General features: G+C 44.7%; 31 protein-coding genes. 15 read left to right on the forward strand and 16 right to left on the reverse strand.

Annotated features, from left to right (window positions below; translation table 11 throughout):
* Position 1: 1 nt before the first annotated feature.
* The 6 genes from BP688_RS02000 to BP688_RS02025 form a co-directional block, all read right to left on the reverse strand.
* Positions 2–670 carry an L-2-amino-thiazoline-4-carboxylic acid hydrolase gene (locus BP688_RS02000; protein ID WP_290624488.1) on the reverse strand — a complete coding sequence of 223 codons (669 nt, stop codon included), beginning with the start codon at positions 668–670 and terminating at the stop codon, positions 2–4.
* A complete protein-coding gene (locus BP688_RS02005; protein ID WP_290597793.1) occupies positions 667–1,440 on the reverse strand; it encodes a CoA-transferase subunit beta in 774 nt (257 codons plus the stop codon). Before BP688_RS02005 ends, BP688_RS02000 begins: the two co-directional genes overlap by 4 nt.
* Before the next feature lie 2 nt (positions 1,441–1,442).
* Positions 1,443–2,411, reverse strand: a complete 969-nt coding sequence (locus BP688_RS02010; protein ID WP_290597794.1) for a CoA transferase subunit A — start codon at positions 2,409–2,411, stop codon at positions 1,443–1,445.
* Positions 2,404–3,258, reverse strand: coding sequence for an enoyl-CoA hydratase/isomerase family protein (locus BP688_RS02015; protein ID WP_290597795.1), 855 nt, complete (start codon positions 3,256–3,258; stop codon positions 2,404–2,406). The genes BP688_RS02010 and BP688_RS02015 overlap by 8 nt, the downstream gene beginning before the upstream one ends.
* 67 nt (positions 3,259–3,325) lie before the next feature.
* On the reverse strand, positions 3,326–3,889 hold the full coding sequence (locus BP688_RS02020; RefSeq protein WP_290597796.1) for a hypothetical protein: 564 nt from the start codon (positions 3,887–3,889) through the stop codon (positions 3,326–3,328).
* Positions 3,890–4,077: 188 nt separating this feature from the next.
* Positions 4,078–4,803, reverse strand: a complete 726-nt coding sequence (locus tag BP688_RS02025) for an acetoacetate decarboxylase family protein (RefSeq protein WP_290597797.1) — start codon at positions 4,801–4,803, stop codon at positions 4,078–4,080.
* Between the two features lie 49 nt (positions 4,804–4,852).
* On the opposite strand from BP688_RS02025, the gene BP688_RS02030 reads away from it, so the two are divergent.
* Positions 4,853–5,377 (forward strand): nitroreductase family protein, encoded by a 525-nt coding sequence (locus BP688_RS02030; protein WP_290597798.1) that lies wholly within the window; start codon positions 4,853–4,855, stop codon positions 5,375–5,377.
* Here BP688_RS02030 and BP688_RS02035 read toward each other — a convergent pair.
* On the reverse strand, positions 5,343–6,146 hold the full coding sequence (locus BP688_RS02035; protein ID WP_290597799.1) for an MBL fold metallo-hydrolase: 804 nt from the start codon (positions 6,144–6,146) through the stop codon (positions 5,343–5,345). The two genes, BP688_RS02030 and BP688_RS02035, sit on opposite strands and share 35 nt — an antisense overlap.
* A gap of 54 nt (positions 6,147–6,200) precedes the next feature.
* Here BP688_RS02035 and hisH point away from each other — a divergent pair, with 54 nt between their 5' ends.
* The 7 genes from hisH to BP688_RS02070 all read left to right on the forward strand — a co-directional run bounded on the left by hisH (position 6,201) and on the right by BP688_RS02070 (position 11,453).
* Positions 6,201–6,794 (forward strand): imidazole glycerol phosphate synthase subunit HisH, encoded by a 594-nt coding sequence (hisH, locus tag BP688_RS02040; protein ID WP_290597800.1) that lies wholly within the window; start codon positions 6,201–6,203, stop codon positions 6,792–6,794.
* 48 nt (positions 6,795–6,842) lie between these two features.
* Complete coding sequence (locus BP688_RS02045) at positions 6,843–7,181, forward strand: hypothetical protein (protein WP_290597801.1); 339 nt, start codon at positions 6,843–6,845, stop codon at positions 7,179–7,181.
* A gap of 30 nt (positions 7,182–7,211) precedes the next feature.
* Entirely contained in the window at positions 7,212–8,243 is a 1,032-nt protein-coding gene (gene asd, locus BP688_RS02050) for an aspartate-semialdehyde dehydrogenase (protein WP_290597802.1), read from the forward strand.
* Positions 8,244–8,290: 47 nt separating this feature from the next.
* Positions 8,291–9,463 carry a magnesium transporter gene (locus tag BP688_RS02055; protein ID WP_290597803.1) on the forward strand — a complete coding sequence of 391 codons (1,173 nt, stop codon included), beginning with the start codon at positions 8,291–8,293 and terminating at the stop codon, positions 9,461–9,463.
* Between the two features lie 174 nt (positions 9,464–9,637).
* Positions 9,638–10,243, forward strand: a complete 606-nt coding sequence (locus tag BP688_RS02060; protein ID WP_290597804.1) for a hypothetical protein — start codon at positions 9,638–9,640, stop codon at positions 10,241–10,243.
* On the forward strand, positions 10,240–11,250 hold the full coding sequence (locus BP688_RS02065; RefSeq protein ID WP_290597805.1) for a HAMP domain-containing protein: 1,011 nt from the start codon (positions 10,240–10,242) through the stop codon (positions 11,248–11,250). Before BP688_RS02060 ends, BP688_RS02065 begins: the two co-directional genes overlap by 4 nt.
* Entirely contained in the window at positions 11,247–11,453 is a 207-nt protein-coding gene (locus BP688_RS02070) for a hypothetical protein (protein WP_290597806.1), read from the forward strand. The genes BP688_RS02065 and BP688_RS02070 overlap by 4 nt, the downstream gene beginning before the upstream one ends.
* Here the strand turns inward: BP688_RS02070 and BP688_RS02075 are convergent.
* From BP688_RS02075 to BP688_RS02085, 3 genes are read right to left on the reverse strand one after another with little or no spacing between them, the layout of a single operon-like run.
* Positions 11,450–12,196 (reverse strand): DUF2226 domain-containing protein, encoded by a 747-nt coding sequence (locus tag BP688_RS02075; RefSeq protein WP_290597807.1) that lies wholly within the window; start codon positions 12,194–12,196, stop codon positions 11,450–11,452. The genes BP688_RS02070 and BP688_RS02075 overlap by 4 nt on opposite strands.
* A gap of 3 nt (positions 12,197–12,199) precedes the next feature.
* Positions 12,200–12,544, reverse strand: coding sequence for a roadblock/LC7 domain-containing protein (locus BP688_RS02080; RefSeq protein WP_290597808.1), 345 nt, complete (start codon positions 12,542–12,544; stop codon positions 12,200–12,202).
* A gap of 45 nt (positions 12,545–12,589) precedes the next feature.
* Positions 12,590–13,414: a hypothetical protein gene (locus tag BP688_RS02085; RefSeq protein WP_290623686.1), complete on the reverse strand. Its 825-nt coding sequence runs from the start codon at positions 13,412–13,414 to the stop codon at positions 12,590–12,592.
* 295 nt (positions 13,415–13,709) lie between these two features.
* Here BP688_RS02085 and BP688_RS02090 point away from each other — a divergent pair, with 295 nt between their 5' ends.
* The gene (locus BP688_RS02090; protein WP_290597809.1) at positions 13,710–14,549 is read left to right on the forward strand and encodes an MBL fold metallo-hydrolase; all 840 of its coding nucleotides are present in this window, start codon (positions 13,710–13,712) and stop codon (positions 14,547–14,549) included.
* Here BP688_RS02090 and aroA read toward each other — a convergent pair.
* From aroA to glnA, 6 genes are all read right to left on the reverse strand, one after another.
* Positions 14,539–15,795 (reverse strand): 3-phosphoshikimate 1-carboxyvinyltransferase, encoded by a 1,257-nt coding sequence (gene aroA, locus BP688_RS02095; protein WP_290597810.1) that lies wholly within the window; start codon positions 15,793–15,795, stop codon positions 14,539–14,541. The genes BP688_RS02090 and aroA overlap by 11 nt on opposite strands.
* On the reverse strand, positions 15,786–16,829 hold the full coding sequence (locus BP688_RS02100) for a DUF763 domain-containing protein (RefSeq protein WP_290597811.1): 1,044 nt from the start codon (positions 16,827–16,829) through the stop codon (positions 15,786–15,788). The genes aroA and BP688_RS02100 overlap by 10 nt, the downstream gene beginning before the upstream one ends.
* The gene (locus BP688_RS02105; protein ID WP_290597812.1) at positions 16,826–17,239 is read right to left on the reverse strand and encodes an archease; all 414 of its coding nucleotides are present in this window, start codon (positions 17,237–17,239) and stop codon (positions 16,826–16,828) included. The genes BP688_RS02100 and BP688_RS02105 overlap by 4 nt, the downstream gene beginning before the upstream one ends.
* A gap of 11 nt (positions 17,240–17,250) precedes the next feature.
* The gene (locus tag BP688_RS02110; protein ID WP_290597813.1) at positions 17,251–17,826 is read right to left on the reverse strand and encodes a class I SAM-dependent methyltransferase; all 576 of its coding nucleotides are present in this window, start codon (positions 17,824–17,826) and stop codon (positions 17,251–17,253) included.
* On the reverse strand, positions 17,807–18,016 hold the full coding sequence (locus tag BP688_RS02115) for a (Fe-S)-binding protein (RefSeq protein ID WP_290597814.1): 210 nt from the start codon (positions 18,014–18,016) through the stop codon (positions 17,807–17,809). The genes BP688_RS02110 and BP688_RS02115 overlap by 20 nt, the downstream gene beginning before the upstream one ends.
* A gap of 76 nt (positions 18,017–18,092) precedes the next feature.
* Positions 18,093–19,541: a type I glutamate--ammonia ligase gene (gene glnA / locus BP688_RS02120; protein ID WP_290597815.1), complete on the reverse strand. Its 1,449-nt coding sequence runs from the start codon at positions 19,539–19,541 to the stop codon at positions 18,093–18,095.
* 233 nt (positions 19,542–19,774) lie between these two features.
* Between glnA and BP688_RS02125 the strand changes: the two genes are divergently transcribed.
* From BP688_RS02125 to BP688_RS02150, 6 genes are all read left to right on the forward strand, one after another.
* Positions 19,775–20,230, forward strand: coding sequence for a 4Fe-4S dicluster domain-containing protein (locus BP688_RS02125; RefSeq protein ID WP_290597816.1), 456 nt, complete (start codon positions 19,775–19,777; stop codon positions 20,228–20,230).
* Positions 20,227–21,516: an NAD(P)/FAD-dependent oxidoreductase gene (locus tag BP688_RS02130; protein ID WP_290597817.1), complete on the forward strand. Its 1,290-nt coding sequence runs from the start codon at positions 20,227–20,229 to the stop codon at positions 21,514–21,516. Before BP688_RS02125 ends, BP688_RS02130 begins: the two co-directional genes overlap by 4 nt.
* Complete coding sequence (locus BP688_RS02135; protein ID WP_290597818.1) at positions 21,513–22,652, forward strand: class II glutamine amidotransferase; 1,140 nt, start codon at positions 21,513–21,515, stop codon at positions 22,650–22,652. The genes BP688_RS02130 and BP688_RS02135 overlap by 4 nt, the downstream gene beginning before the upstream one ends.
* Positions 22,653–24,185, forward strand: coding sequence for a glutamate synthase-related protein (locus BP688_RS02140; RefSeq protein ID WP_290597819.1), 1,533 nt, complete (start codon positions 22,653–22,655; stop codon positions 24,183–24,185). It begins immediately after the preceding gene.
* Complete coding sequence (locus BP688_RS02145; protein WP_290597820.1) at positions 24,182–25,024, forward strand: GltB/FmdC/FwdC-like GXGXG domain-containing protein; 843 nt, start codon at positions 24,182–24,184, stop codon at positions 25,022–25,024. Before BP688_RS02140 ends, BP688_RS02145 begins: the two co-directional genes overlap by 4 nt.
* A 126-nt stretch (positions 25,025–25,150) precedes the next feature.
* A complete protein-coding gene (locus BP688_RS02150) occupies positions 25,151–26,707 on the forward strand; it encodes a tRNA uridine(34) 5-carboxymethylaminomethyl modification radical SAM/GNAT enzyme Elp3 (RefSeq protein ID WP_290597821.1) in 1,557 nt (518 codons plus the stop codon).
* The last annotated feature ends 242 nt before the right edge of the window (positions 26,708–26,949 follow it).

Consider the following 26,949-nt stretch of genomic DNA (forward strand, 5'->3'; position numbering starts at 1 on the left):
ATTATTTTCTTGCAAGTTCAAGGGCTCGTCTGTTCAGTAATTCTGTGTACCTCTCCCACTCATCAATATCTTCCTTTTCTGCTTTCCAAATGACGAATCTGCAAACATCATCTCCTGCCGGAATCGTCTTTTCAAACTTTACCTGAAATGTCAGCTCTCTTCCAGTCTCTTTTTCGTATTTTTCTCTCAGTGCCTCAAGCATTCCTTGGACGAAGTATCTCTGTACTCTGCAATCAAAAGCCGAGTATACGTCTTGATGAGGGCACCAAATGATGTCAAATCCCATCACTTCATCACCTTCGACCCATGGCTTCTCTACGGATGCATAGGCGATCGTGTTTACGAGCGTCGCGAAGAAGCTCACTGCTTCCATCTCATTCAGACCTTCAAACTTGGTCTTCGAGATCATTTGTTCGACAACCTCCCTTCCAACTCTCTTCAGTGCTTCATAAACAACCCTCTGACCCTCCTCTCCAAATTCTCTCTCGCAGGACTTGAGAATCTCAATAACCGCCCTGGCTTGCATCGTACTCCACACCCACAACACAGTGGGGTCGTAGTCAGTCTTGAGCAATTTTCTCACTTTTTTAAGCCCCTCTTTGTATGGGAACTCGAAGATGAACTCCTTCTCAATCATCTCTTCTCGATTCCAGTGGGCCAAAAACCTCACCTCGTCCGATATATGTTAAGGATATCTATCTTTCTAAGAGTTTCAAGTTCCTCTTTGGTAACCTCTTCGCCTACTTTTGCTCTTGAGACATCCACGTCAAATCCGGTCATCTTTACGATTTCCTCTTCTTTCACTCCCGGATAAATCGTTTCCACATACGCTTCCTTAGTTTTATCGTCGAATTTCATTATACACAGATTTGTAACAATCATCATTGGGCCGCCGGGAAGACCCAGCTCTTCTCTGTCAACGAGTTCGTCGGAGAACGGCTTTTTTACCTTCCATCCCGGTGTTGTGATGTAATCCACAAATTCAACGAGCTTTTTAGGATGGTGGGCAACAATTATGATCGTGTTCGTGAAGCATCCAATGTCAACCGCACCTCCACTTCCAGCGATCCTCTTGTGCTTTCCCAGATAGTTTCCAATTACTGTCGAATTTACGTTCCCATACTTGTCAACCTGTGCCCCGCCAATGAAACCAATTTCGTAATCCCCCCTCCCTGTTCCGGCGAGGGAGTGAAGGTTGCTGAGTTGTGCAGAACATCGGTAGCTTATTCTGGGACCGAAGAGGGAAACGGGTATTTCCGGAATTAAAACGTCAAAAGAACCGCTCTCGATGTTTATTTTAATGTTGGGTGCGTAGAGTTCCTTCGCGAGTTTTGTTACCAGAACTGGTAACCCTATGCCTGCGATGAGGTTTTTACCATCGTGCTTTGACAACTCACGAGCCGCAAATATCACGGCAGCCTCAAGTTGCGAGTACTCCATTTTCACCACCCCTTCAACCACGTTCTGGGTCTGAATCCTAAGCCCTTGACTGCTCTGAGTTTCATTAGCCTCTCAATACCCAATTTTTTGACGTATTCATGGTGATTTTCTATGCTATAAACCCACTCCTCAGCCCACCTCTGAAAGCCATCCTCGGTCTGTGCCTCCTTAACGTAGTTCATTATGAACTCCATATCCAGATCGTAGTAATGGGAGACAACAGTTGGGTGAGCTCCCCACGGCAACTCTACAATTTTATCCACATGGATGTTGGGTATTAAATTTCTGTTCGGGTCCTCTCTGAGATACTCTTCGGGAACTATCTCCTCAGCTATTACGATTACTTTATCAGCAGCCAAAGCTGCAAACTGATCAACTCCTTCAACACCAAATATTCTGCATGTCCCTTCTGTCCCAACTTGCTGAACATGCAAAATTGCCACATCTGGTTTTATTGCTGGCAGTAACACCCTTTCCTCACCATTTTCCGTAAAAGGGTCTTTCATAAGTATGTATTTTTTCTTTGGGATTTTTTCTTTGTTTCTTGCAAGTTCCCTAATCTTTTCGATTTTGGAATACTTGGGATTAAGTATGTCTGAACCTTTTGTGTAATTTGAGGCAACAAAATTCAGACCAAAGGCGGCAGCCATGAAAATCAGCAGAGAATCGTTGTGTCCGAGGTCTTCGATAATCAAATTTCCCTTGTTGCACTCTCTTTCAATGCACGGAGCTTTACCAAACGCCCCAAGGTAGTTGTAACATCCAATAAATCCCCGTATGCAACCAGCACCAACAGCCGGATCGTGAAGTGAAAGTATTGCAAGTGTAATCAGGTTCTTCTTCTGTTGTCTCATAATCTCGTAAATTGCAGCCATTGGAAACCTTGAGTCAAGCACACCGCCAAATGCGACTATATCCCCGTTTTTAACTTCTCTGATTGCTTCTTCGAGTGTCACGACTTTCTCACTCATTCAACCACCTCCTCACCAAATCCGGGCTCAAAACATCCATCAGCCTTTCACCCTCATTCGTAAACTCTGGCTTTCTTTTATCCCTAAAAGCTGCAGGCCCCTCAAAGAAGTCTCTGTTGAGCAGCAGATTCCAGAAGAGGAGATTTTCAATTCTCACACCCTCTTCGATCGGCCGCCCAATACCTCTGATCAGTGCCTCCTTGTCCGTCCTTACAGAACCCTGAGGGAAGGAACAGATTTTCTTTGCAATTTCCTTTGCTCTCTCTAAGACTCTATTAGCAGGAACTACCTCATTCACAAGTCCAATCCTGTAGGCCTCTCCGGCATCAATCTCTTTTCCCGTCAGAATTAATTCCATCGCTCTGCCAAGCCCAACTACTCTCCACAACCTCTGAGTTCCACCATCACCCAGTCCCACGTTCCATCTTCTGTTAAGCACTCCAAACCTCGCATCTTCCGAGCATATTCTTATATCCGCTGCCAGAGCGATTTCGAGACCACCAGCATAGCACAGACCGTTTATGGCTGCAATTATTGGCTTAAAAATCTCCATACCTCTCGTCAACCCTCCAAAACCCGGACCGTAGAATGCGTTTTTCCGAGGGAAGCTCACCTTCTGCTCCAGTATATACTTATGCCAGGCTTTTAGGTCGGCTCCTGTGCAGAAAGCTCTGCCAGTGCCGGTGATTATTGCAGCCCATAAATCGTCGTCTTCTCTGAATTTAATCCAAGCATCAGCAAGCTCGGCATTCGTCTCGGGGTCAATGCAGTTGAGAACCTCAGGACGATTAATGCGTATTATATACACTCTGTCATCTGCCTCCACTTCTATGTTTTTATATGTCATGAACTTCATTTGATCATGAACAAATATTAATTATTTATGACACATTTTGAACAGATCATGAACAAAGCTACTTTGTGAGTCTCAGGACAAACCCCTGAGACCTTAGCTCAAGTGATACACTCACATCAAAATTTTTTTCGAAAAAATACTTGAGTTGTTTACCCCATATCTCATCTATTTTGGAACTCGCCATTTTCGAAAAGAAAAACAGGGAAATACTCCCATCTTCGTGTTCTATAGTTTCCAGTTTCCTTATCCTATCACAAACGAGCCATATTTTTTCAATGGCTTCAATAGCCTCCTTCAGAGTTAGTTTATCTAAGGGTTTTGAAGCGACCCACTCAACCGCAATCTCGTTTGCATTGTTTTTAATTGCCGAGTCTGGACCGTTTTCAAAAATTGCCCGAAGTTGCTCTTTACTTATAATACAAACATCCATGACCTCAAATACTTCTATTCTCAATTTATCAATTTCATTCAACTTCTTAAGTTCGGCAGAATTCTGAAAATACCGTTCAATTGCCTTCTCAATTACTTCGTTCAGTCTTTCTCCTCTTTTTTGTGAGAGATCAACTATTTTTTGGTAAAGCTCGTGTTTGATTGTCGTGTGGATGTGTCTTTTGGCAGACATCGTAAAATACTAAAGTTTAAAAAATTAAAAAAGCTTTTGAGTTTAGTTCACCTGTCCTGAAAAGAATAAAAGTAAAACAATTAGCTTTTTCTTCGAGGGGTAGAACCATTGCCGAAGTTGTGAAGGATCACTACTGCAATCGCTTGACCTTATTGACGAAGGTAGAAGTGTATTCAGTGTGTATCCAATCACAGCTTTCGAATTTCAGCCACCCTTAGCAACGCGGAGAAGTAAATTCCTGACACCACTTCTTTGACTCTGAATGCGTCAAGCTCGTCGTTTATACCTCCACCGATTTCTATCTCTGCCATACCCTCCTCCAACACGCTATATTTCACCTCAGGCACAATCTCAACAAACTCGTCAACACCCATGGGTTTTGAAATCCTGTAAAGCAGCCATTTTCCAAAGCCATCGAGAGGATTGGATTTGGCCTCTCTCTCAGGTTTAACGATCAACTTCGCCAGCTTGTAGCCGCCTCTCATAGCTGTCCCGCCCAGCCTCTCCATCTCCAGCATCGGATGTTTCCTCGTTATGTTTATAACCGCCAGCTTTTTCGGAAACCCTGCAACGTAGCCCCTTACAAGGGACACGTCGTTATCAACATACATGAAAGGGCAGTAGGCGTAGTTCTTACCTTTAAACTCCACCTTAACGAAGAAGGCAAGCTCTTTGTACTGAACCAGTCCGGGAGCCTCGTAGTTCAGTTCTGGGAAATGAGGACTTGACGACACTATCTCGGCGAAGTAAATGTAAGCGTCTCCACTCGGTATAAATTCATCTGGCATTACCGATTCGAGCAAATTTCTGTCGCAGATTACATGGGCTGCGATCGCATCCATTGCGTAGCTCCAAGGCCCTTCAGCCACAAGAGCGGATTTACCCGATTTTGAATACGGGCCTGTCCAAGCCATAGGGCTATTTATTTGTGAAAGTATTTTAAATTTGAGGAGGAGTTAGGTCATGGAAGACTGCCTTGAAGTGGTATACACGAGGAGGAGTGTTAGAACTTATTCTGACAGGGAAATTGGAGAAGAGGAGATAAAAAAGATTTTAAAAGCTGCAATGCAAGCACCATCTGCTGGTAATGAACAGCCGTGGCACTTTATAGTCGTGAAGGACAGAGAGAAGCTTAAGAAGATGAGTGAAGCTTTTACCTTTGGCCAGATGCTACCAAACGCCGGTGCAGCAATTGTTGTTTGTGCCGATCCGAAACTATCGAAGTATCCTTACGAAATGTGGGTTCAGGATTGTAGTGCTGCAACCGAGAACATTCTGATAGCGGCAAGGTGTCTCGGAATAGGCTCTGTGTGGCTTGGTGTTTATCCGAGAGAAGAGAGAATGGCACAGCTGAGGAAAATCCTGCAAATTCCCGATGAAATAGTTGTCTTTAGCGTCGTATCACTGGGCTACCCGAAATCCGAGAGGGAATTTTACGAGGCTGCAGACAGATTCAGGGAGGAGAGGATTCATATTGAAAAGTGGTGAGGTGCTTTTCAACCATAATTTTTTCAAAGTTCAGAAAGATATCCTTTGGCTCTGGAATTCTCCTGTATATCACGCCTTTGCCCACGGGCTCTTCTCCAGCTGAAATTAGCTCTCTGATTTTTTTGTCTCTCTCGTAAATCACTTTGAGATATCCATCCAGCTTTCCGATTATATTCTCTTCACTAAAAACAACATCGCCGTGTGAAGGGATAGCAATAGAAATATCTCGCTCCTGAACGACCTTCATTATTTTCTCAATAGACCTCACAAAATCACCAACATGACAGTCTCTGCACCCATACCATGGACCAAAGGAGGTTAGATCAACATCGGCGAGAAAAATTGCCTTCTCATCTATTATAAAGCAGCAGTGCCCGGCTGAATGTCCAGGTGTGTGCAGAACCTCAATTGTGACACCATCAATCTCGAACTCTTCTCCATCTTCAAAGGTCCTGTTCACTCTCCCGAACTCGAAGTTTATGAAGAGATTAACCAAATCTCCAATTCCATACCTCTCCCTGAATTCTTCGTAGCTCTCAATGGCTTCTGCATCGAGCACATGAGCTGCAACTCTTTTTCCGATTTTATTCAGAGCTATGTGATCTTCGTGCCAGTGGGAGTTTATCACCCACTCGACCTTCAAATCCTTTAGCACGTCTCCCGCTCCGGTGTCTATAATAAGGGATTTCCCAATGAGGACACTGTTGCTGTAAGGGTATCTCCCCTTCTTTGGCCCTTCAATAACATGTATCCTGTTGTTGATCTTCATCGCTCTCTGATTCAAGCCATAATCTTATTAATCCTTTCTGAGCATGCAGGCAAGATGATTGCAATAGTAAACTACGGCGTGGGCAACCTGAAGAGCATAGCAAAGGCAATTGAGTATGTCGGTGGAGAAGTCGTTGTTACAGAAGACCCCAAAACCATCATGGAAGCATCAGCGGTTATATTTCCGGGAGTTGGAGCATTTAAAACTGCAATCGAAAGACTCAACACTCTTAGAGACATAATTGATAACCTGACAGTTCCGATTTTGGGAATTTGCCTTGGGATGCAGTTGTTTGCTACTGAGAGCACTGAAGGTGGTTTGTTTAAAGGGCTGAACTACATTCCGGGTAGAGTTGTGAAGTTCCCTGACTGGGTTGGAAAAGTCCCACATATGGGTTGGAACACTCTTAAAATCGAGAAAGAGAGCGAGATACTCGATGGTATCAAGGATGGCGCTTATGTTTACTTTGTCCACTCTTACTACATGGAAACGGATGATGAGTTTGTTTTGACGAAAACAGACTATGGGATTGACTTTGTTTCAGGAGTTGAGAGAGGTAACTATATCGGATTTCAGTTTCATCCAGAGAAAAGTGGCAAAACCGGATTAAAAATTCTCGAAAACTTTCTTAGAATTTCGAAACGATGATCACCAACCAGAAGATTTATTTTTACCTGATGACTACGAAATTACCAGATGGATGCAGAGGTTGATCTCGACACCAATTCGAAAATTGCAGATAGTATAGTTAAAAACCTCATAAACTCCTATACAATTGATGAAATCATGGATCTTGTCAGGAAGAATAAGGATAAGGCGATTTATGTCTGTGTGAAGCGCGGGAAACCGGAGACGGTAAAGATATTCGTTGATTCTAACGGAAAACACTGCTACCGATGTGACGACACGCTCCTGATCCCAATTCCCAAGAAATTTGTAATTCTGGAGCCGGACAAGATGTATTTTGAGATGACACTGAGAGCGAATGTTTTGCTTGCACTGAACGGTGCTGAAGAAAGGGAGTTGCACCACTAAATTTTTTAAATTGTTGCCAGTTCTTCAAGCATGCGATACAGTGTCGGAGTACTCGGAGCTACCGGAATGGTTGGACAGAAGTTCATTCAGCTTCTCGACGGACATCCTTGGTTTAAATTAACCAGCTTGGCAGCATCAGAGAGAAGGATTGGAAAGAAGTATGGAGAAGAGGTTGACTGGGTTGTCTCACGTGACATCCCTGAGATCGCCAGAGATGTTGAGATGGTTCCCATGGACCCTAAGTATGTTGACGCGGACATTGTTTTCTCAGCCCTCCCCTCAGGCATTGCAAGGGAGGTCGAGCCAAAGTTTGCTGAAGCTGGGTTTGTGGTTGCAAGCAATGCATCTGCCTACAGGATGGCTGAAGACGTCCCTCTGGTAATACCGGAAGTAAATCCCGACCATCTCGGTTTAATTGAGGTGCAGAAGAGGAAGAGGGGCTGGGATGGCTTCATTGTAACGAATCCGAACTGCACCGCGATTGTTCTCGTCCTTTCACTCAAACCACTCATGGACTTGGGTCTGCAGAATGTTAGAGTTGCGTCAATGCAAGCCCTGAGCGGTGCAGGTTACCCGGGTGTCCCATCGCTTGCCATCACAGACAACGTAATTCCCTTCATCAAGGGCGAGGAAGAGAAGGTAGAGGAGGAGCCACTGAAGCTTTTGGGTAGATTTGACGGTGAAAGAGTAAAATTTGCCAATATCAAAGTCTCCGCATCCTGTCATAGAGTTCCAGTTATTGATGGTCATACAGAGGCTGTTTGGGTCGAATTTAACAGAAGCGTGGATATTGATGAAGTTAAGAGAGCATTTGAATCTTTTGAACCACTTGATCTGCCTACATCTCCAGAGAAGGTGATAATCGTTCGAGAAGAGCCCGATAGACCACAGCCGAGGCTTGATAGAGATGCAGGAGGGGGCATGAGTATCACGGTCGGCAGGATAAGGAAGGATGGAGACAACAGCGTGAAATATATTGTAATGGGTCACAACACCGTCAGAGGAGCGGCAGGGGCAAGCATACTGAATGCAGAATTAATGATCAAGGAAAAAATAATTTAACAAAACTGAAATATACTTGAAATCTCTTTTATTTTTGGGGTGCCTGTTTGCAACCTGAGAGAGAGCTAACGTTAACCTTGGCATTCAGGATTGTGCTTATACCTATGGTTCTAAGCCTAATTTTCGACTTAATTGCTGGTGTATTCCTTGGAATGAGCTTTGAAAAACTTATGCTGAGTTATCCTATGATTTTAATTGTTATTCCCGGCTTAATGGGGTTGAGGGGAAACGTATTCGGGTCTCTCGGTTCGAGAATCTCCACTTCTCTCTATCTGGGTTCATCTCAGCCTTCCATGAAGGATGAACACATCTCAAAAAATATTTTCTTCAGTGTTTGGGCTGCAACAATCCCTGCTCTGATATTGCTGGTTATCGCCGGGGTAAAATTTTTTGATTTGGGCAGCTTTTTGACCACCACCCAGATTATTGTTGATTCGAGTGTCATGATTTCAGCTATTCTCGGATTTATGACGGCATTGATTGTAATATATAGCTTTAGGAAGGGTATTGACCCTGATAACATCGTAGGGCCTGCGATTACAACATTTGCAGACCTCGTGTCAATTCCTTCAATTGTTCTCTTTATCTTCCTGTTTGAAAGCATAAAGGGCTTCTGGGCAATCACGATTCTACTCGTTTCTTTCCTCGTCATCTCGGTGTATTTGTCTGTTAGAGGTGGATATGATAGGAAAGCCTACAAGGAGACTGTAGTGATCATCTCCCTCCTCGCCCTCATTCAGAGCGTTACTGGAAATATTTTGCAGGAATTCAGCGGTGTAATTCATCAGGCAATGTTGTTGAGCTTCGCATATCCTGCGATAATCGGAAGCATTGGTAATTATGGCAGCATAATGGTTGCAAGAACTTCAACAAAACTACATCTCGGAGAAGTGGAGTATATTGGTTCGAAAAAGAGTTTGGTGGACATATTTTACATTTTGCCCACAACCCTCGTAATAGCTCCAATCATTTATCTCTTTTCTCTGCTGGCTTCCACACATCTTGCCAACGCCAGTCTACCCCTCGTATCAACTTTTGTTTACTTCTTAATTGCATATCTTTCTCTTGCAGCATTAGTCCTCGTATTTTCAACCGTTCTTTCGGTATGGTTGTATAAAAAGGGTGTTGATCCTGATAACGGTGGGATCCCTCTGACTACGACAATAACAGATATTTTGGGGACTGTGGTTGTAGTAGTTCTGGCATATCTAATTGTATAATAACTTTTCAAGCTCTCTGGGGGTCATTGATGATTCTACAACCTCTATTTGTCTATAAATTATTATATTTAATCTTCATGTATTTTATAACCAGTAAACTTTAAAAACTTATTTTTAGGGGTATGCCTGATTTGAGCTATAATTACTATGAGGATAATAAAGAGGGGTGTTAAGATGGACGAAGAATGTCAAAAATTACTCGAAGAGAAAGATGCGGTCATCAAGAAGCTTCAGGAGGAAATCAACGAACTCGAGAGAAAATTGAGGTCTTATGAAATAAGGGATGTTTACAGGGGTATTATTCCCGAAGAGATTCTTGAGGAGTTCATGAAATTGAGTCCGGAGCAGATGGTGATTGAGATCGGAAAGTATCTTAGAAAGAAGTCTGGTGATATGCAGATAGCAGTCAAAGATAGGAACGAGAAAATAGCCAAGATGAAAAAGGAGATTTCAGAGATTACTGAAACGGTCAAAGAAGCAGAAACATCTGCAGAAAGAACAATTGAAGTGATTTCTGGAGTGGTAACCGCAAAAGTAGGGATTGACCTGAACTTTGCCCAGAAATACGATTATGATGGCAGCGATATCGCATTTCTCAGTGAAGATTTGATGAAGATAGTTGGCGCAAAGGAAGGGGATTACGTCTCTGTTAAAAAGGACGGAAGTGTGAACCTGAAGGTAAAATCCTACTCAAAAGAGGGCTTTATTGTTGTCCCAACTTGGGTAAGGGAGAAAATTGGAGCGAAGGTTAATGATATAGTGGAGGTGAGTAAAATATGAGAGTTACGCTGAAAATTCTGTTGATAGTTATACTGGCCAGCTTAGTTCCGCTGGGAATTCTCGCTCAGCTTACGTATATCGGTATAACGCAGTTTGGGGAGGAGGCGAGGAGTGGTGTTGTTAATGTCAGTCAGGAGTATCTAACAAAGGCTGGCGAAGAGGCAGTCAGGATGAAAGCTCAGGACCTTGCACTGCAAGTGCAGACCTATGTTCAGCTTAAGATGAAAGAAGCCGAGAAAGAAAACAGGACACTCACAACAAGAGACCTTATCAATGATCCGGAATTTCTGAAAATAGCGCTGCAGCAGTGGGGTGCAAAGGAATACACATGGGTTGGAGTTGGAGGAGTTGTTGAAGGTGAGCACAGAGCCGTTCTTCTTGCCCATCCAGTTGTGCCAAAGCAATACTGGGGTCTCGACGTTGCGTATCACCTTAAGTGGAACAAAACACTCCCAGAACTTTACAATCTCCTGATAAAGATTACGGAAAATCCTGAATCACCCCAGCCAGTATGTGGCTACTATCACTGGAAGGAGCCAGGAACAGACGAATTGGTCTTGAAGTATCTCTGCCACTATCCGACTACAGTAAAGATTTACGACCCTGTCTTGAAAAGTAAGCAGTGGATTGTGGTCGGAACTTCCGCATACCTCGACGGATACTTCCAGTATTTAACTCAGAATCCTGCAAATCCATCTGAGAATATAGCGAGTGAGATTGACAAGAACATTGAGGCTGCAAGTCAACAAGTCTACTACAATCTCGGTATAGCAGCCTCTGTGGCTGTAGTCTTCGTTGCCATTCTTGCTATATTCACAACCTCAAGAATAGCCGGACCAATAACTGAAATTAGTAAAGTTGCGGACAGGATTAGTGAAGGTGATCTTGACGCTGAAGTGCCCTTCCGAGAGAGAGATGATGAGGTTGGAATACTCGCAAACAGTATTGAGAGGCTGAGAAGAAGTCTTAAAGTGGCCATGGAGAGCCTTGAGGAGGCACTCAAATGATAACTTACAAAAAATTGCTCGACGAGCTGAAGAGGGAAGTAGGCCCTATTGCCAAAATTTTTTTGAATAAGGCGATGGAGTCTCTTGGCTATGACGACATAGATGACAGTAATTACAGGGAAGTCCTTGAAATTCTCAAGATGAATAAAGAGCTGAGAGAGTACGTCGAAATCGTCGAAAAAAGACTTGAGACTGAAGATTAAATATACTCGCTAATAATTCTTTCCATCTCTGCGAGCATATCATCTATTTTTTTACGCGACACAAACACAACCAGGGACTTTGCCTTGCTCGTTATTTCAGGAAATCTGTCAACGAGCTCTTCCGTTGATGAACAGGATTCGATAACCTCGTTAACCTTCTTTGAAAGCTTCCCAAGGTAAAGCTCTGCAGTCTCTTCAAGTGCTTGTTTCAGCGACTCAAAACTACCTACGGGAGTTTCTGCTGTTGACTCTATTATCTCATAGCCTCCCTCAAGTGCGTTTATTATAAGCTGGTCAATCTCCTCTTGGGTGGGCACCCTAATACCATACTTTTTCAGAATAGCCTCTCTCTCATCGGGTGTGGTTATTACTTCCTCCGTTAAACCTCCACTGACCCTGCTCTCTTCTTCAGGAAGCTCCTCGACGACAGCTTTTTTATTCCATTCCATTGCCTTTGCAACGTTCTCTTCTGTCAAGGCATAAACGTCAACGACACAGCTTTCCAAGGTCAGGAGTTCTCTAAGGGCATCACTTCCTACGACTTCCTTCTTGCTTATAACCCTCTGAATTCCCGCTGCCACAACCTTGCCGTTGTTAAACAGCACCTTTCCTTTAGAAAGCTCGGTTATCTTGTATGATACTTCAACATATCCAGAAAATCTTGAATCTGATAGTTCTCTTATGACATCCCTGAAAGACCCCCTCTTTCCGAGTTCTATTGCATCACCTTTTGGAATCAGCATCTCTTACACCATCGCGGATATTTTTTCCACCGCTTTTCTGAGTTCAATCTTCAAAAGTCCATAGTTTGTTTTGTGATCGGCAACAACCCCAAAGATGAGCTCACCAGCTCTTGAAGCAATAATTCTGTCCTTTTTACCATCAATCATAACAAGCTCAACATCATCAGCCGATAATTTGTTAAGAACTTCTGATGCCTTGTTATACACATCCGCAATGAGGGCAGCGTAAACCTCATCCTCGTCAGACGACATTGATTCAGATTCGATCAGTGCACCCTCGTTGTCTATAATATAAACTCCTTTGACACCATTAACTCCCAGCATGTCTGCTATGACGTTCTCGAACATAATATCACCAGCACTAAAAGTGTATAAAAAATTACTATTTAAGAGTTATGTTTGTCTTGGAGTGAAAGTCCTCAGAATTATATTGTGGACGACCCCTCCCTCTCTGAACGCAACGAGATATGCCAGAAGGAGGACTACGGCAATTCCCAAAATAGACCCTATGGAGCCAATCAGATTTGACGTGTAGATTGCTGCAGCGGATGCAAGTCCTGCAAGTATCAGTGATACAAGAACTCCAACGACGTAAACTCCAGTTCCCCTCAGAGCAAGTGAAGATGCCCTCCTGTCGTCAATGCCGACAACTAAGTTCCCTTCTCTGAGCCATCTGTAACTTCCCACAAGCATTGGCAGAATTGTCGGTATTGCCATTGCGTAGAGGGTCAGAGCAACGTTACTCGTTGCAAAACTTATGCCCATCGTTTTACCCGGCTCCCACAGAGAGCCGGTAACTGTTGGATCCCATGTGAACCTCTGCCACCCCGTCCCATCCCAGCCGTATATCAGGACGAAGAAGAAGGCAAAATAGCCTGCAAACCACTGCAAATGTGCTGCATATTCTCTTTCACTCAGGATAAGTTTAGCGGCAACCCAGTAACCAAGAACTGCCAGTAAAATATCTCCAGCCATGAAGAGAGTTACGTAGGCAGTGGGAATTTCATCCAAACTCGACCATACATGCATGGTCTCCCAGTGTGGGAAGCTCCACAAAAGCCATATGGCTTCTGGTACGAAGATTGCAGACAGATAGAACAGTAGTGATGCGAAGTAGATGTTTCCAAAGGGTGAGTCGAGTTTTTTCAATTGTTTCCCTGCTGCAGTTGCAAACATCGCTCCAATCGCATACACCCAGAGAAGATCAACCTGTAGCATGTTACACCTTGACATCAATTTGTATTTATAATTTGCTATAAATTCCTAATAATTGTAATGGTTATAATTTATCATCTTACTACTCAGATGTTTTCCTTTACTTTTAAACTAAACGTTTTAATTAAAAAAGACGGATTTCAGTTTAATTTTTCTCATTTATCCTCGAGAATTTTTTCTCAGCTCATAATGTTAGTTTGTTAGTTGTAAATAGGAGTTATGAGAACGGAGATCAAATTGAAAGTTGGAGGAATAGCATTAGAAAAAAAATTTTAGTGTTGAAAGCCGTCGAGAGTTGATGGAAATATGTAATGGCATCAAATTGATAGAGGGGCTGAACAGAGGAAAGTTCCCCTACTGCAATGTACTTAAAGTTGGCAATGTGTTGATAGATTCTGGGGCAGGGATAGAAATTTTGGAAAATGTGAGGGAGAAGGTAGATGTGCTGCTACTCTCCCACACCCATCCCGACCACGCGAGCGGAGCATGGCTCTTCCAGAAAAAGAAAGTTTTTGGTCCTGATAAGCTTAAAACTGATCTTGAAAGCTTGGCAAAGAGGTTTGTGGGTGAGCATCTTTCTGAAATCTGGACAAATTTTGTAAAGGTATTTGGCATGAAATCTTTTGAGTATGAGGGGTATGAGGCAGGGACTGTTTATGAAAATCCTGAAATTGAAGCGATTCCAGTTCTTGGCCATTCTGCCGATCATCACGTCTTTCTCGTAGAGCAAAAGGTGCTTTTCGGCTCTGATGTTGATCTAACTTCCTTCGGCCCGTGGTATGGAAATCCAGAATCTGACCCGTATGTTTTCAAAAAGGAAATCGAAAAACTGCTCGATCTGGATTTTGAGATTTTTGTGTCAGCCCATTCAAAACCCGTTTTTAGCAGGGAAGAGGCAGTTGAGGGCATAGTAAAATTCATGGAAAAATTCGATGAGAGGGAGGGACGTATACTTGAACTGCTTGGGGAGCCAAGAACGATTGACGAACTCGTTGAAATTTCTCCAATTTACGGTAAAAAGCCCTATTTTGGGGAAATACTCGATTTCTTTGAGAAAAACATGATTCTCAAACATCTTGAGAAGCTTGTTAGGGATGGAAGGGTAAGGAGGGAGGGAGAATATTACGTCAGAGCTTAATAATGTCTGCGCCAAGAGATTTTAGCGTGTCAAAGAATCCGGGGAACGAGACCGATACCACTTCTGCCTTTAAACATCTAACCTCTCCAAGAAGGCCGAGTAGTGAGAAGGCGAGGGCCATTCTGTGATCTCCGAATGAGTTCACGATCCCCCTAAACTCACCTTCTCTACCTTTCACTGTAATTCCATCAGCCTTTGCTTCAGCCTCAACATTCAGGGCTTTTAGATTCTTGACTATGCCGTCAATCCTGTCTATTTCCTTTATCCTGAGATGCTCAGCGTTGTAAATTCTCGTCTCTCCCCTCGCTGTCGCAGCCAGCACAGAAATGGTGGGCACGAGATCAGGAATATCGGCAGCATCAACCTCTATTCCCTCAAGCTCAGATTTTCTGGCTATAACAGTACCCTTCTCTCTGTCCCATTTGATATCTCCTCCCATTTCCCTGCAAACGTCTATTATTCTTTTATCTCCCTGTTCTGAATCAAACACATTTTTGAGTCTGACCTTTCCGGCAAGCAAACCCGCCGCAATGAGGTAGCTTGCAGACGAGAAGTCTGCGGGAATTGTGTATTCTCTCAGCTTGAATTTCTGATCGCCCGAAATGTGATATTCACTTTCTTCTCTCTCAATCTTGATACCACTCGACCTTAGAACATCGAGGGTTATGTTGATGTAGGGTTGGGATTTTACCCTTATAACTCTCAGAGTTGAGTCCCATCTTGCCATTGGGAGAGAGAAGAGCAGAGAAGAAACAAACTGCGAACTTGCAGCTTCCATCTCAACTTCCCCACCCTTCAACACACCTCTCACACTGATCGGTGCTCTGAACTCCCCATCTCCATAAACTTCTGCTCCGAGTTTTTTGAGGGCAAGGGCAAGCTCTCTGTTAGGTCTCTTTCTCAGTGAACTATCGCCATCGAGCACACTGAATACAGGAGAGGTGGACAGAGAAAGAATTCCAGCAAAAATCCTGAGTGTTGTTCCAGAGTTCTCAAAATTGAAGTATCCAGAGGATGTTATCCTGTCAACACCCCTCACAAACCATGTCGAATTTTTTCGCACGAATTCAGCCCCAATTTTTCTACAGCCACTGAGCGTTGCGAGGGTATCGGCGGAGATCAACGGATTGGATATTCTACTGGAGGGGGAAAGTGAGGCTGCAATAAGGGCTCGGTGGGTATAACTCTTCGAAGGTGGCACCTCAGCCTCTCCCTCAACTTCGCTCTTTCTAACTATCACATCCATACCCTACTCAGCCTCTCAAGCATCTTCTTCCTGTCGTAATCACCCAGTTCGGCCTGTTTTACAGCATCTCTCATGAACTCGATAACTTCGTCGTAGATGTCTTTTTTCACCGGAAACGGGACACCATCTTTTCCACCGACGGCAAAGCAGTATTTAGCCGGATCAATCTTGTCGTATTCTGTGTTGTAGATTACATCAGCAATCAAAGCGAGAGCTCTGATCGTTTCTCTACCAAATCCCTTTATCATAAGAATGTCCTCAAACCTTTCAGGCTGGAGATTGTAGGCCTTCTCAACAACCTTCCAGTCAATCCTTCTTGGCACACCTATGCCACCTCTCCACTTCACGATTGAGATAAGCTTTCTGTAATCTTTTTTGAACCTCCCATCTCTCACGATGTCCACACAGACCTTCCTTGCTTCTCTGCTCAAGTCTGAGACCAAGTTCACGACCTCCTTTTCCCTTCTTTCGGTTATAATCCCTTCATGTACATTTTCGAGTTCAGGAGTTGTTGAATAGACATCCCAGTGATACCTCCTCGCCATCCTATCCTTCTCATTCATGCCCTGCTGGACTACCGTAAAGTATTTTGGTGTGAAAAACACTGCGTGGTGGTAAATGCTGTAGCCATCAATCAGTGCGGCATTGTCTGCTTTTGCGGCAAACCTGCTAAACTGAACTATCTTCTCACCCTTCGCTCCAATTTCCTCTGAATACTTTTTAATCTCTTCGGGGGTTCTCAGAGCGTTGCTCCCCTTCCCACCAGCAACCCTGATGGAGAACTCGTCGCTGTTCAATACCGATTTCAGCACACCCGTGAGAACCGTGGTAACTCCGCTTGAATTCCAGTCGAATCCGAGGACATTTGACATGGACTGGAAGAATATCGGGTTTGAGATTCTTTCCAAAAACTCCTTCTCTCCGTATTCCAGAACGATGAGCTTAACAAGTGGGGATGCTAACTTCTTCATTCTGGTGAGTAACCAGTAAGGAGCCTTTCCGTGGTGGAGCGGAAGATAGATTTCTCCAGTCATATATCCACGACCACAAAAGCCTTAAGACCCTCAGGAGTCTTCTCAACTCTGAACTTGTGCATTGTTATTGCCTTCGGCTCTACCTTCACGTTTTCTGGTGTAAACTTTCCTCCTTTCAGCTTTCCAGCGGCTTTTTTAACGTCATTTCCCCTAACCTCGACCTCAACATCTTTTGCAGCGAAAAACTGGGTGTCGAATAGATAAAGAAGCTCGTTAAGCCATCTGTAAAGTAAAATCTCTTCGTCTTCTCCCTCAACCTCGATTTTAACCTCTTTGTAACCATCAATTTTGCTCAAATCAACAAAAGAATCATAAAAAGCAAGACCAGCATTCTTAAGGAGTTCTGCCAGGCTGCTACCGTAAACTTCAAAGGCTATATCAGCGGTGTGGTCTATGAATCTGTATTTCATGTAAGTATCTCTCAGACTCTGTTATTTCTGTGTTTCGCAGTGAAGCAAACGAAGTCATTTTCCGAGTGCTTAAGTCTGGTTTTTCTTACATCAGTGATATCAAATCCGGTGTTCCTCAGCATCTCAGCAACCTCATTCTCGGTGTAGAACCTCGCCACCCTGTAGAAGGGGCTATCCTTGCCCGCATATTCCTCCCCTAATCCTGAGTTTCTTGGGATTACACATGCAACAAAAAATCCGTCATCTCTCAGCACCCTTTTCACCTCAGAAAGAGCCTTGACAGGCTCGTTGAGGAAACAGAGTGTGAAGATCAAATAAACTGATTTGAAAACATGATCTCTGAAGGGCAAATGCCCTGCATCAGCCCAGATACATTCTACACCTCTCCCCTTTGCAATCCTCAGCATCGCCAAGGAGATGTCAACTCCAACATCAATTCCTATAACTGCAAATCTCCCAGTTCCAACTCCAATTTCGAGTGATGGGCTTTCTGGCTTTGGAATTACAGAAAGTTCCTTCTCGTAAAGTTCCCTATTCTTCTCATACCATCTGTCGTATCTTTCAGCGTTACTTTCGAAAATGCTCATATCTCCTCATCTTGCAAGCTCCAATAGTTTCTCTCCCACTCGCTACAGCCACGGCAAGCTCTGCGCACCCTCTATAACCGCACTTTCTGCAATTCCTCTTAGGTAAAAGCAGGTATATCATCTCAGCTGCTGCGATCTTTACGCCAAATCCGGTAACAGACCTCGCAAACTTGATGAACTTTACGAGCATCAGCTTTTCATCAAAATTCTGTTTTAAATACCTAACTTTCCAATATTAAGCTAAAGAAAAATACGGAGAAAAAATTTTAGATGTCAAAATATTTCATGAACTCCCATGGCGTTATATACAAACAATACTGGTTCCACTCGTCAATTTTGAGCTCCATGAAGGCATCAAAGATGTGTGAGCCAAGAACTTCCTGCATGAGTTCATCACTTGCCAGATGATCTATCGCGTCCCTCAAGGTAGTTGGAAGCTCTCCAACTCCAAGTTCCCTCTTCTGAGCTGGTGTCAGCTCGTATACATCCTCAAGCAGCGGATCACCGGGATCAATTTTCTTCTTTATACCATCAAGTCCCGCAGCAAGCTGGGCGGTGATTGCAAGATAGGGGTTGCAGCTTGGGTCAACTCCTCTATACTCAACTCTAATTGCGGAGGGCTTTTTAACATACATTGGCACCCTAACGAGGGCTGATCTGTTTCTTGGGCTCCAGCAGATGTAAATAGGGGCTTCAAATCCCGGAACGAGGCGCTTGTAGCTGTTAACGGTTGGAGCACAGAGAGCTGTTAATGCTTTTGCATGCTCAAGCAAGCCTCCGATGTAATAGCGAGCTTTCTGGCTCAGCATGTATTCATCATCTGGATCGGCGAACAGAGCTTCGCCACTAAAAGGCTCACCCTTCCACAGGCTCTGATGTGTGTGCATCCCGCTCGCGTTATCCAAATAGAGGGGTTTGGGCATGAAGGTGGCATACAAGCCGTGCATAGTAGCAATGTTCTTAGCAGCGAACTTGTAAAGGTAGAAGGCATCGCCAACGTCAACAAGCGTCTTTGGTTTGAAGTCCAGCTCAACCTGTCCGGCAGTAGCAACTTCATGGTGGTGGTATTCGACTTCAACTCCAAGCTGCTCAAGGTAGTAAACGAGTTCATTTCTGTATTCTACGGTTGTATCCTCAGGCGGTGCCCTGAAATAGCCTTCCTTTGGTCTGATCATGTAGCCACTCTCGAGTTCGGTGCTGAGCGGCATTATTCTTGGCGGTCCCCAGCTATCTCCAGCACCCCCATTTGGGGAAACCCACATATCCCAGTTCAGTCTTGTAAAATCAACACCCTCGAAAAGGAAAAACTCAATTTCAGGACCAAAAACGGCACTCATCCCGTCTTCCTTGAGCTTATTTTCCACTTTCTTTGCTACGTAACCTCTGGGGTCACAATCGGCCTGTTCCGATCCCCACGCCTCGTAGACATCACCAAAAATTATTGCTGACTTCTGGATGGGGTCGTCAATCCATGGAACGATCTTTGCTGTTGATGCATCTGGCATCCAGACCATGTCACTCCTTTCTATGGTTCTGAACCCTCTGACAGATGAACCGTCAAAACCGATGCCAGTTTCAAACGCGCCCCCTTCGACAAACTCTCTTGCCGGAATTGAGAACATCTGAAGGTAACCACGTACATCTGTAAAGGCACAGAGCACCTGTCTTACCCCATTTTCCTTCAATAATGCCTTTGCCTTTTCGACATCTTCCATTCAATCACCTCTTCACTGGATTTTACGACCGATATATATCTTTTTGCATTATCACTATTTTGGTTAAGAATCTTCAAATAAACACATATAATCTGAGGAATCTTCAGTAATTGTAGTAGACAGTGGTAATACGTTCTTATACAAGCACATACAAATAACACAAACCTTCATGTATCTTAAAGGTAAGATTTAAATACACTTGGGGTCGAAAGGCAGACCCGGAGGCGGAAAAAATGGCGAAGATAAGGGTTATTACAAAACCGGAAGTGTGTATGGGCTGTCATTTGTGTGAGGTATGGTGTACTGTCGCCCATTCAAGGTCAAAGGATATTATCAAGGCTTTTATGTATGAGCAACCAAGAGCCCAGCCGAGGATACTGGTTGAGGAAGATTTGCCAGAAACCTTTGCTTTGCAGTGCAGGCATTGCGAAGAGCCGAAGTGCGTGGCAGCTTGCATTGCTGGAGCGATGTACAAGGATGAAGATGGAGTAGTGCTTCACGATGAGAGCAAATGTGTTGCCTGCTACAGCTGTATTATGGCGTGTCCATATGGGGCGATTAGAATAAACCTTGAGACGAAGAAACCGCTTAAATGTGATCTGTGCAAGGGACTTGATTATCCCTACTGTGTGATGAAGTGTCCCAACAACGCCCTTGAAGTGGTGGTGGAGGCGGAGGAATTCGTATGAGGTACGATTTTGTGGTTATCGGAAACTCTGCAGGAGGAATAGGATGCGTTGAGGCAATAAGGGAGAAGGACAGGGAATCGAGCGTGCTTGTAATTTCGGCAGAGAAGTATCACGCCTATTCCAGAGCTCTGATTCCCTACTACTTGGATGGCAAGATAGACTTTGAGAGGATGTACTACCGCCCTCCAGACTTCTACGAAAAGATGAATGTTGACACAAAGCTTGGAGTGAAGGCCGTTGGAATTGATGTTGAGGCAAAAAAGGTATTGCTCGAGAGTGGTGAGAGTGTTGAATACGACAAGCTGCTGATTGCAACCGGGGGAAAGCCCTTCATCCCTCCGATGGAAGGATTAGCGGAGCAGAGCAACGTCTTTACTTTCCTGAAGATGGATGATGTTCTCGCAGTTGAAAAGGCGATAAAGGATGCGAAAAGGGTTGTGGTGCTTGGAGGAGGCATCATCGGTCTTATGGCATCAGAAGTTCTTGCGAAGAAGGGGCTTGAAGTGAAGGTAGTAGAACTCGCGGATAGGGTTCTTGCTCCAGTTGTTGATGAGATAACTTCAAGAAGGGTGGAGAAGAAATTTGAGGAGCATGGAGTTGAGATCATCCTTAACAACACGATTGCTAAGGTTGTCGGTGATGAGAGGGTTGAGAAGGTGGTTCTGAGAGATGGCAGGGAGCTTGAAACTGATATGCTGATTGTAGCTGTTGGTGTCGTGCCAAATGTCGAAATCGTAAAGGACACGCCGATAAAGGTTAACAGGGGGATTGTTGTTAACAGAAAAATGGAAACGTCTGTAAAGGACGTCTACGCCTGCGGTGACTGTGCTGAGATTTACGATTTCATTTTTGGAGCAAACAGAGTTCTGCCGCTGTGGCCAACAGCCTATACTGGTGGTAGAATAGCTGGATTCAACATGCTTGGAGAGGAAAGGGAATACACACTTGCGACTTCAATGAATGCGATGCACTTTTTTGATTATTACATAATAAACGCCGGTCTAAATGTTCCGAATGACAGCGAGGAGTTTGAGGTCATCTACAAGCAAGAGGGCGATAGCTACAGAAAGTTTGCATTGAAGGATGGCAGGATTGCGGGTTTCATTATCGCAGGGAAGATGGAAAGAGCTGGAATATTCCTAAGGCTTATGGAGGAAGAGATTGACGTTTCACCCTTCAAAGATAAACTGCTCAAAGACGATTTTGGCTATATTGACATTCCTGAACCTATCAGGTGGGAGTTGCTGGAGGAGAAAGTAAAGCTTGGTGTGGTGAGAGAAATATGAGGAGAAGCAGGAGAGTAGTCCTTCCAGATAAGGATCATCAGGCATGCGGTCTTTTTGGGGTTATAGACCGTAGCGGAAGAAGATTCAGCGGAGAGATGGCCATAGAGGCGATGACCAGCATGAAGGTTAGAGGTAACGGGCTGGGTGGAGGTTTTGCCGCATACGGAATTTACCCTGAGTACGAGGACTACTACGCCCTTCACGTGATGTTTCAGAACTGGGATATGGAAGCAAAGCACAGAGTTGACGAGTTTATAGATGCCAACTTTGATGTAGTTTATGCTGAGGAAATTCCCGTAAATCCAGACGCCAACGTCTACAATCCACCGCTATTCTGGCGTTACTTTGTCTCACCGAACAAGAAGGGGGAGGATAAGAAGCTGAGCGATGATGATTATGTGGTCAAGAAGGTCATGGAAATAAATACAGGAATAGAAAATGCTTATGTCGTCTCATCTGGAAAGAACATGGGAGTTTTCAAAGGAGTCGGCTTTCCAGAGGACATAGCTGAGTACTTCATGCTTGCTGAAGAATATAAGGGCTACATGTGGACTGCTCACTCTCGATTCCCTACAAACACACCCGGATGGTGGGGAGGGGCGCACCCCTTCTGCATTCTTGACTGGACTGTGGTGCACAATGGCGAGATTTCATCATACGGCACGAACAAGCGTTACCTTGAAATGTTCGGTTACTACTGCACTCTCCTAACCGATACAGAAGTCATGGCCTACGCAGTTGATCTGCTGATGAGAAAGCAGGGATTACCGATTGAAATTGTCTCCAAGATATTTGCCCCACCGATGTGGGACATCGTAGATATAATGGATGAAAAGAAGAAGAGGTTCTACACCACCTTGAGAATGAACTACGGTCCGTTGCTGATAAACGGGCCTTGGACGATAATTGTTGCAAGGCATGGCGAGATGTTCGGCATTACAGACAGGATCAGACTAAGACCAATAACATCGGGAGAAAAGGGGGATATGCTTTTTGTTTCTTCCGAAGAGTCAGCAATTAGAGCAGTCTGTCCTGAATTGGACAGGGTTTACACCCCCATGGGCGGAGAGCCAGTTATTGGTAGATTGAGGAGCAGGGAGAAGGAGATTGCAAAGCAACTTTCAGAGGTGGAATGAATGCTGGAGGGAGAGTTCCACACATACATGCTTCCCGAGTTCATAATCGAAAGAAGGCAGGATCGCTGCATACGCTGCAGAGTCTGTGAGAGACAGTGCGGGTTCAACGTTCACTGGTATGACGAAGAGATGGACATGATGAGGGAAGATGAGATGAAGTGCGTTGGATGCCAGAGATGTGCAGTCATGTGTCCAACCAACGCGTTAATCGTCAAGCCACATCCGGGGAGTTATAAGCCAAACGCAAACTGGACGAGGGAGAGGCTTCAGGATTTGAAGAAACAGTCTGAGACTGGTGGAGTTTTGCTTACCGGAAGTGGAAACGACAAGCCATACAGGATTTACTGGGATCACATCGTGCTTAACGCTTCTCAGGTTACCAACCCCTCTATTGACCCACTGAGAGAGCCAATGGAGCTGAGAACATTCCTTGGTAGGAAGCAGGACAGACTTGAGTTCAAGTTTGGTGAGGATTTTGAAGATGTTGAGATCACAACGGAGCTATATCCGAACGTGCAAATCGAAACGCCCATCGTTTTCTCGGCCATGTCCTATGGAGCCATAAGCTATCAGGCCTTTAAGAGCCTTGCGATGGCAGCAAGTGAGTTTGGGACGCTTTTCAACACTGGAGAAGGTGGACTGCCTAAGGAACTGAGAAAGTATGGCAAGAATGCGATAGTGCAATGTGCCAGCGGTAGATTTGGTGTTGACCCTGAATACCTTAACGTGGCTGCGGTTGTTGAGATCAAGATAGGACAGGGTGCAAAGCCGGGAATTGGAGGTCATCTGCCCGGAGAAAAAGTTACGATGCCTATCTCCGTAACAAGGATGATTCCCGAAGGAACCGATGCGCTATCACCTGCGCCTCAACATGATATCTACTCAATTGAAGACCTCAGCATGCTAATTTATGCTCTTAAGGAAGCTACAAACTATGAGAAGCCTGTCAGCGTTAAAATAGCCGCTGTTCACAATGCTGCAGCGATTGCGAGTGGTATGGTAAGGGCAGGGGCAGACATAATTGCTCTTGATGGGCTGAGAGGAGGAACGGGAGCAGCACCCAAGATGATCAGGGATAACGTCGGCATCCCCATCGAGCTGGCACTTGCATCTGTTGACCAAAGGTTGAGGGATGAGGGGATAAGGAACAAAGCTTCGATACTTGTTGCAGGTGGCTTCAGGTGCAGTGCCGATGTTGTTAAGGCGATAGCCCTTGGAGCAGATGCAGTTTACATTGGAACTCCAGCGCTGGTGGCGATGGGCTGCACGCTCTGCCAGAAATGCCACACAGGAATATGCAACTGGGGCATATGCACTCAAGACCCATATCTCTCGAGGAGGCTAAATCCTGAGATAGCATCAAAGAAGCTCGTAAATCTGCTCAGGGCGTGGAGTCATGAAATTAAGGAGATGCTCGGAGGAATGGGTATAAACGCCATAGAGAGCCTGAGGGGGAACAGGGATCATTTGAGGGGTGTTGGACTTGAAGACTGGGAGCTTGAGGTTCTTGGAATTAAGGGGGCGGGAGAATGAAGTACTCGATTGGTGGTTTCTGTGATCTTTTCCTTGACTTCTGTAAGGAAGTCGAGGAGCTTAGGGACAGGCTGAAGCTTGATGGGAAGCTTGCAATAATAGATGCAAAAGGTTTGACGCACAAAGAGCTCAACGACCTGATGAGGTATGCCGTATTCGAACTTGGAGCGAGGAAATTTAAATTGCTGAACATTACAGGGCAAAGGTATATCGGGACAAGGCTCTGGGCTCCGAACATGGAAAAGCTTGAGATTGAGGTTCACGGTTTTCCCGGCAACGATCTTGGAGCTTTCCTCGGAGGCCACAAAATAGTTGTTTATGGGAACGCTCAGGATGGTGTAGGTAATACGATGGACGATGGGGAGATCATAGTATATGGCAGGGCAGGCGATGTTGTGGCGATGTCCATGAGGGGTGGAAGGATACTGATAAGGGACGATGTCGGTTACAGAACTGCTATACATATGAAGGAATACAAGGATAAGGTTCCTGTGCTGGTTATCGGCGGGACGGCGCAGGATTTCTTTGGAGAGTATATGGCAGGCGGAAGAGTTGTGTTGCTGGGCTTAAACCTTGGTGATAAGCCTCACAGGGCGAGATACATCGGTACAGGAATGCATGGAGGGATAATGTACATACGTGGTAAGGTGGAACAGTGGCAGCTTGGAAAAGAGGTGGGCATTGTTGACATGGATGACGAGGACTGGAAATTCCTCGAAAAACATGTTGGGGATTTCTGCAAGGAATTTGGATTTGATAAAGATGAGATACTCAGCGGCAAGTTTCTTAAGCTGAAACCCGTTACGAAGAGACCTTACGGGAAGATTTACGCCTATTGATTTTTTATTTTGCTTATTCGGAAAGATTATGGAATCAAAACGTAAGATTTTCAGAACCAAACAGGATTAGGGACTAATCACCCATATCTCAGCAAATGATATAAAACCACTCATCCAATCCTAAGGGTGTTAGAACAACTTGCAGTAGAGATTGCAGAGAACGCCAGAAGTAAGGAGGATGTTTTGAGGATTAAGAGGTTATTTGCCAAAAGACATGGACTCTCTACGATACCATCAGATGCAGAGATTCTGAAGGTTGTGAGGGGGACTAAGTACTACACAAAGCTCAGAGAAGTTCTTAGAGTTAAACCCGTTAGAACCATCAGCGGTGTTGCTGTTGTCGCCGTTATGACCTCTCCTGCGCCATGTCCACATGGAAAATGCTTACCCTGTCCCGGAGGAGTGGAGAGGAACACCCCTCAGAGCTATGTTGGACTTGAACCAGCAGCGATGAGAGGGAGACAGCATGATTATGATGCCTTCAGACAGGTTACGGCAAGATTGAGGGAGCTTGAGAGTATTGGTCATGATGTGAGTAAGGTTGAAATTATAGTCATGGGTGGAACCTTTCCTGCGAGAGATGCAGAATATAAAGAGAAGTTTATGCTCGACATCTTCAATGCCCTCAACGCCTTCAACAGTCGTGCAAGGACTGAGAGCAATCTTGAAATGGCAAAGAGGAAAAATGAAAGGGCAAAGGTTAGATGCGTGGGAATAACCTTCGAAACGCGCCCCGATTATGCAAGAGAGCAGCACATTCGTGAGATGCTGAGATTCGGAGGGACGAAGGTTGAGCTCGGGGTGCAGAGTATATACGACAACGTTCTGGAGAAGATAAGGAGGGGTCATGGGGTTGAAGATACAGTTGAGGCAACGAAACTTCTGAAAGATTCTGCTTTTAAGGTGGGTTATCACATAATGCCCGGACTTCCTGGGTCTGATTTCAGTAGAGACCTCAGGATGTTCAGAGAGCTATTTGAGAAGGAAGATTTCAAACCTGACTATCTTAAAATTTACCCAACGCTGGTTGTTGAAGGTACTGAGCTTTTCGAGATGTGGAAGCGTGGAGAGTATCAGCCTTATACCACCGAAGAGGTTGTGGAACTTGTAGCGAGAGCAAAGCGGTACTTCCCTGAATGGGTAAGAGTGCAGAGAATCCAGCGCGATATTCCTGTTAGAGCTGCCATTGGTTTGGACAAGGGAAACGTCAGGCAGCTCGTCCGCAGAAGGCTTAAAGAGCTTGGTTATGGATGCAGATGCATAAGGTGCAGGGAGGTGGGACATAGAGGTGTGAAGCCTGAGGAATATTCAAAGGCTGAGCTTGTGGTGAGGGAATACGGGGCTTCTGGAGGTAGTGAATACTTCATATCCTATGAGATTCCTGATTACGATGCTTTGGTTGGATTTGTAAGGCTCAGATTTCCGAAAGAGCCTTTTATAGATATTTTAAAGGATGCTGCTCTGATTAGAGAGCTTCATGTTTATGGCAGGGCAGTTCCAGTGGGTAAGAGCAGCAACGCCTTTCAGCATAGGGGTTTTGGGGAGAGTTTGCTTAGGGAAGCTGAGGAGATTGCGAAGGAAGAATACGACAAAATTGCGGTTATAAGTGGCGTAGGTGTGAGGGAGTACTACAGAAGGCTTGGGTACAGACTTAAGGGAGGGTATATGGTTAAGAGGTTGTGAGAAACAATCTATACTTTGCTTTTTAGAGAATATAGCCCCGGCCGGATTGATGACGCATAACATCCATAGCCCTCCAAACTTCGACATTCATCCTCCGATCAAAATACCAAAGCATCAGCAACCCAACTAAGGCTTTAATCATGTGGTTCTCGTTGCCAAACCTCAGCGAAAAAATCTCGAACATGATAGTCTTTCACTATAAAGTCCCCCTGCAGGATTACATAACTGCAAAGCTGGTCTAT

Origin of the sequence: Archaeoglobus sp. UBA230, from assembly GCA_002507545.1 — an archaeon.
Taxonomy (GTDB): domain Archaea; phylum Halobacteriota; class Archaeoglobi; order Archaeoglobales; family Archaeoglobaceae; genus Archaeoglobus.

What these genes read in the sequence shown, in the direction of transcription:
- BP688_RS02005 (WP_290597793.1), bottom strand. Translation starts at nt 1,440, where the DNA reads ATGGAGTACTCGCAACTTGAGGCTGCCGTGATATTTGCGGCTCGTGAG.
- BP688_RS02010 (WP_290597794.1), bottom strand. Translation starts at nt 2,411, where the DNA reads ATGAGTGAGAAAGTCGTGACACTCGAAGAAGCAATCAGAGAAGTTAAA.
- BP688_RS02015 (WP_290597795.1), bottom strand. Translation starts at nt 3,258, where the DNA reads ATGACATATAAAAACATAGAAGTGGAGGCAGATGACAGAGTGTATATA.
- BP688_RS02020 (WP_290597796.1), bottom strand. Translation starts at nt 3,889, where the DNA reads ATGTCTGCCAAAAGACACATCCACACGACAATCAAACACGAGCTTTAC.
- BP688_RS02025 (WP_290597797.1), bottom strand. Translation starts at nt 4,803, where the DNA reads ATGGCTTGGACAGGCCCGTATTCAAAATCGGGTAAATCCGCTCTTGTG.
- BP688_RS02030 (WP_290597798.1), top strand. Translation starts at nt 4,853, where the DNA reads ATGGAAGACTGCCTTGAAGTGGTATACACGAGGAGGAGTGTTAGAACT.
- BP688_RS02035 (WP_290597799.1), bottom strand. Translation starts at nt 6,146, where the DNA reads ATGAAGATCAACAACAGGATACATGTTATTGAAGGGCCAAAGAAGGGG.
- hisH (WP_290597800.1), top strand. Translation starts at nt 6,201, where the DNA reads ATGATTGCAATAGTAAACTACGGCGTGGGCAACCTGAAGAGCATAGCA.
- BP688_RS02045 (WP_290597801.1), top strand. Translation starts at nt 6,843, where the DNA reads ATGGATGCAGAGGTTGATCTCGACACCAATTCGAAAATTGCAGATAGT.
- asd (WP_290597802.1), top strand. Translation starts at nt 7,212, where the DNA reads ATGCGATACAGTGTCGGAGTACTCGGAGCTACCGGAATGGTTGGACAG.
- BP688_RS02060 (WP_290597804.1), top strand. Translation starts at nt 9,638, where the DNA reads ATGGACGAAGAATGTCAAAAATTACTCGAAGAGAAAGATGCGGTCATC.
- BP688_RS02065 (WP_290597805.1), top strand. Translation starts at nt 10,240, where the DNA reads ATGAGAGTTACGCTGAAAATTCTGTTGATAGTTATACTGGCCAGCTTA.
- BP688_RS02070 (WP_290597806.1), top strand. Translation starts at nt 11,247, where the DNA reads ATGATAACTTACAAAAAATTGCTCGACGAGCTGAAGAGGGAAGTAGGC.
- BP688_RS02075 (WP_290597807.1), bottom strand. Translation starts at nt 12,196, where the DNA reads ATGCTGATTCCAAAAGGTGATGCAATAGAACTCGGAAAGAGGGGGTCT.
- BP688_RS02080 (WP_290597808.1), bottom strand. Translation starts at nt 12,544, where the DNA reads ATGTTCGAGAACGTCATAGCAGACATGCTGGGAGTTAATGGTGTCAAA.
- BP688_RS02085 (WP_290623686.1), bottom strand. Translation starts at nt 13,414, where the DNA reads ATGCTACAGGTTGATCTTCTCTGGGTGTATGCGATTGGAGCGATGTTT.
- BP688_RS02090 (WP_290597809.1), top strand. Translation starts at nt 13,710, where the DNA reads ATGGAAATATGTAATGGCATCAAATTGATAGAGGGGCTGAACAGAGGA.
- aroA (WP_290597810.1), bottom strand. Translation starts at nt 15,795, where the DNA reads ATGGATGTGATAGTTAGAAAGAGCGAAGTTGAGGGAGAGGCTGAGGTG.
- BP688_RS02100 (WP_290597811.1), bottom strand. Translation starts at nt 16,829, where the DNA reads ATGACTGGAGAAATCTATCTTCCGCTCCACCACGGAAAGGCTCCTTAC.
- BP688_RS02105 (WP_290597812.1), bottom strand. Translation starts at nt 17,239, where the DNA reads ATGAAATACAGATTCATAGACCACACCGCTGATATAGCCTTTGAAGTT.
- BP688_RS02110 (WP_290597813.1), bottom strand. Translation starts at nt 17,826, where the DNA reads ATGAGCATTTTCGAAAGTAACGCTGAAAGATACGACAGATGGTATGAG.
- BP688_RS02115 (WP_290597814.1), bottom strand. Translation starts at nt 18,016, where the DNA reads ATGCTCGTAAAGTTCATCAAGTTTGCGAGGTCTGTTACCGGATTTGGC.
- glnA (WP_290597815.1), bottom strand. Translation starts at nt 19,541, where the DNA reads ATGGAAGATGTCGAAAAGGCAAAGGCATTATTGAAGGAAAATGGGGTA.
- BP688_RS02125 (WP_290597816.1), top strand. Translation starts at nt 19,775, where the DNA reads ATGGCGAAGATAAGGGTTATTACAAAACCGGAAGTGTGTATGGGCTGT.
- BP688_RS02130 (WP_290597817.1), top strand. Translation starts at nt 20,227, where the DNA reads ATGAGGTACGATTTTGTGGTTATCGGAAACTCTGCAGGAGGAATAGGA.
- BP688_RS02135 (WP_290597818.1), top strand. Translation starts at nt 21,513, where the DNA reads ATGAGGAGAAGCAGGAGAGTAGTCCTTCCAGATAAGGATCATCAGGCA.
- BP688_RS02140 (WP_290597819.1), top strand. Translation starts at nt 22,653, where the DNA reads ATGCTGGAGGGAGAGTTCCACACATACATGCTTCCCGAGTTCATAATC.
- BP688_RS02145 (WP_290597820.1), top strand. Translation starts at nt 24,182, where the DNA reads ATGAAGTACTCGATTGGTGGTTTCTGTGATCTTTTCCTTGACTTCTGT.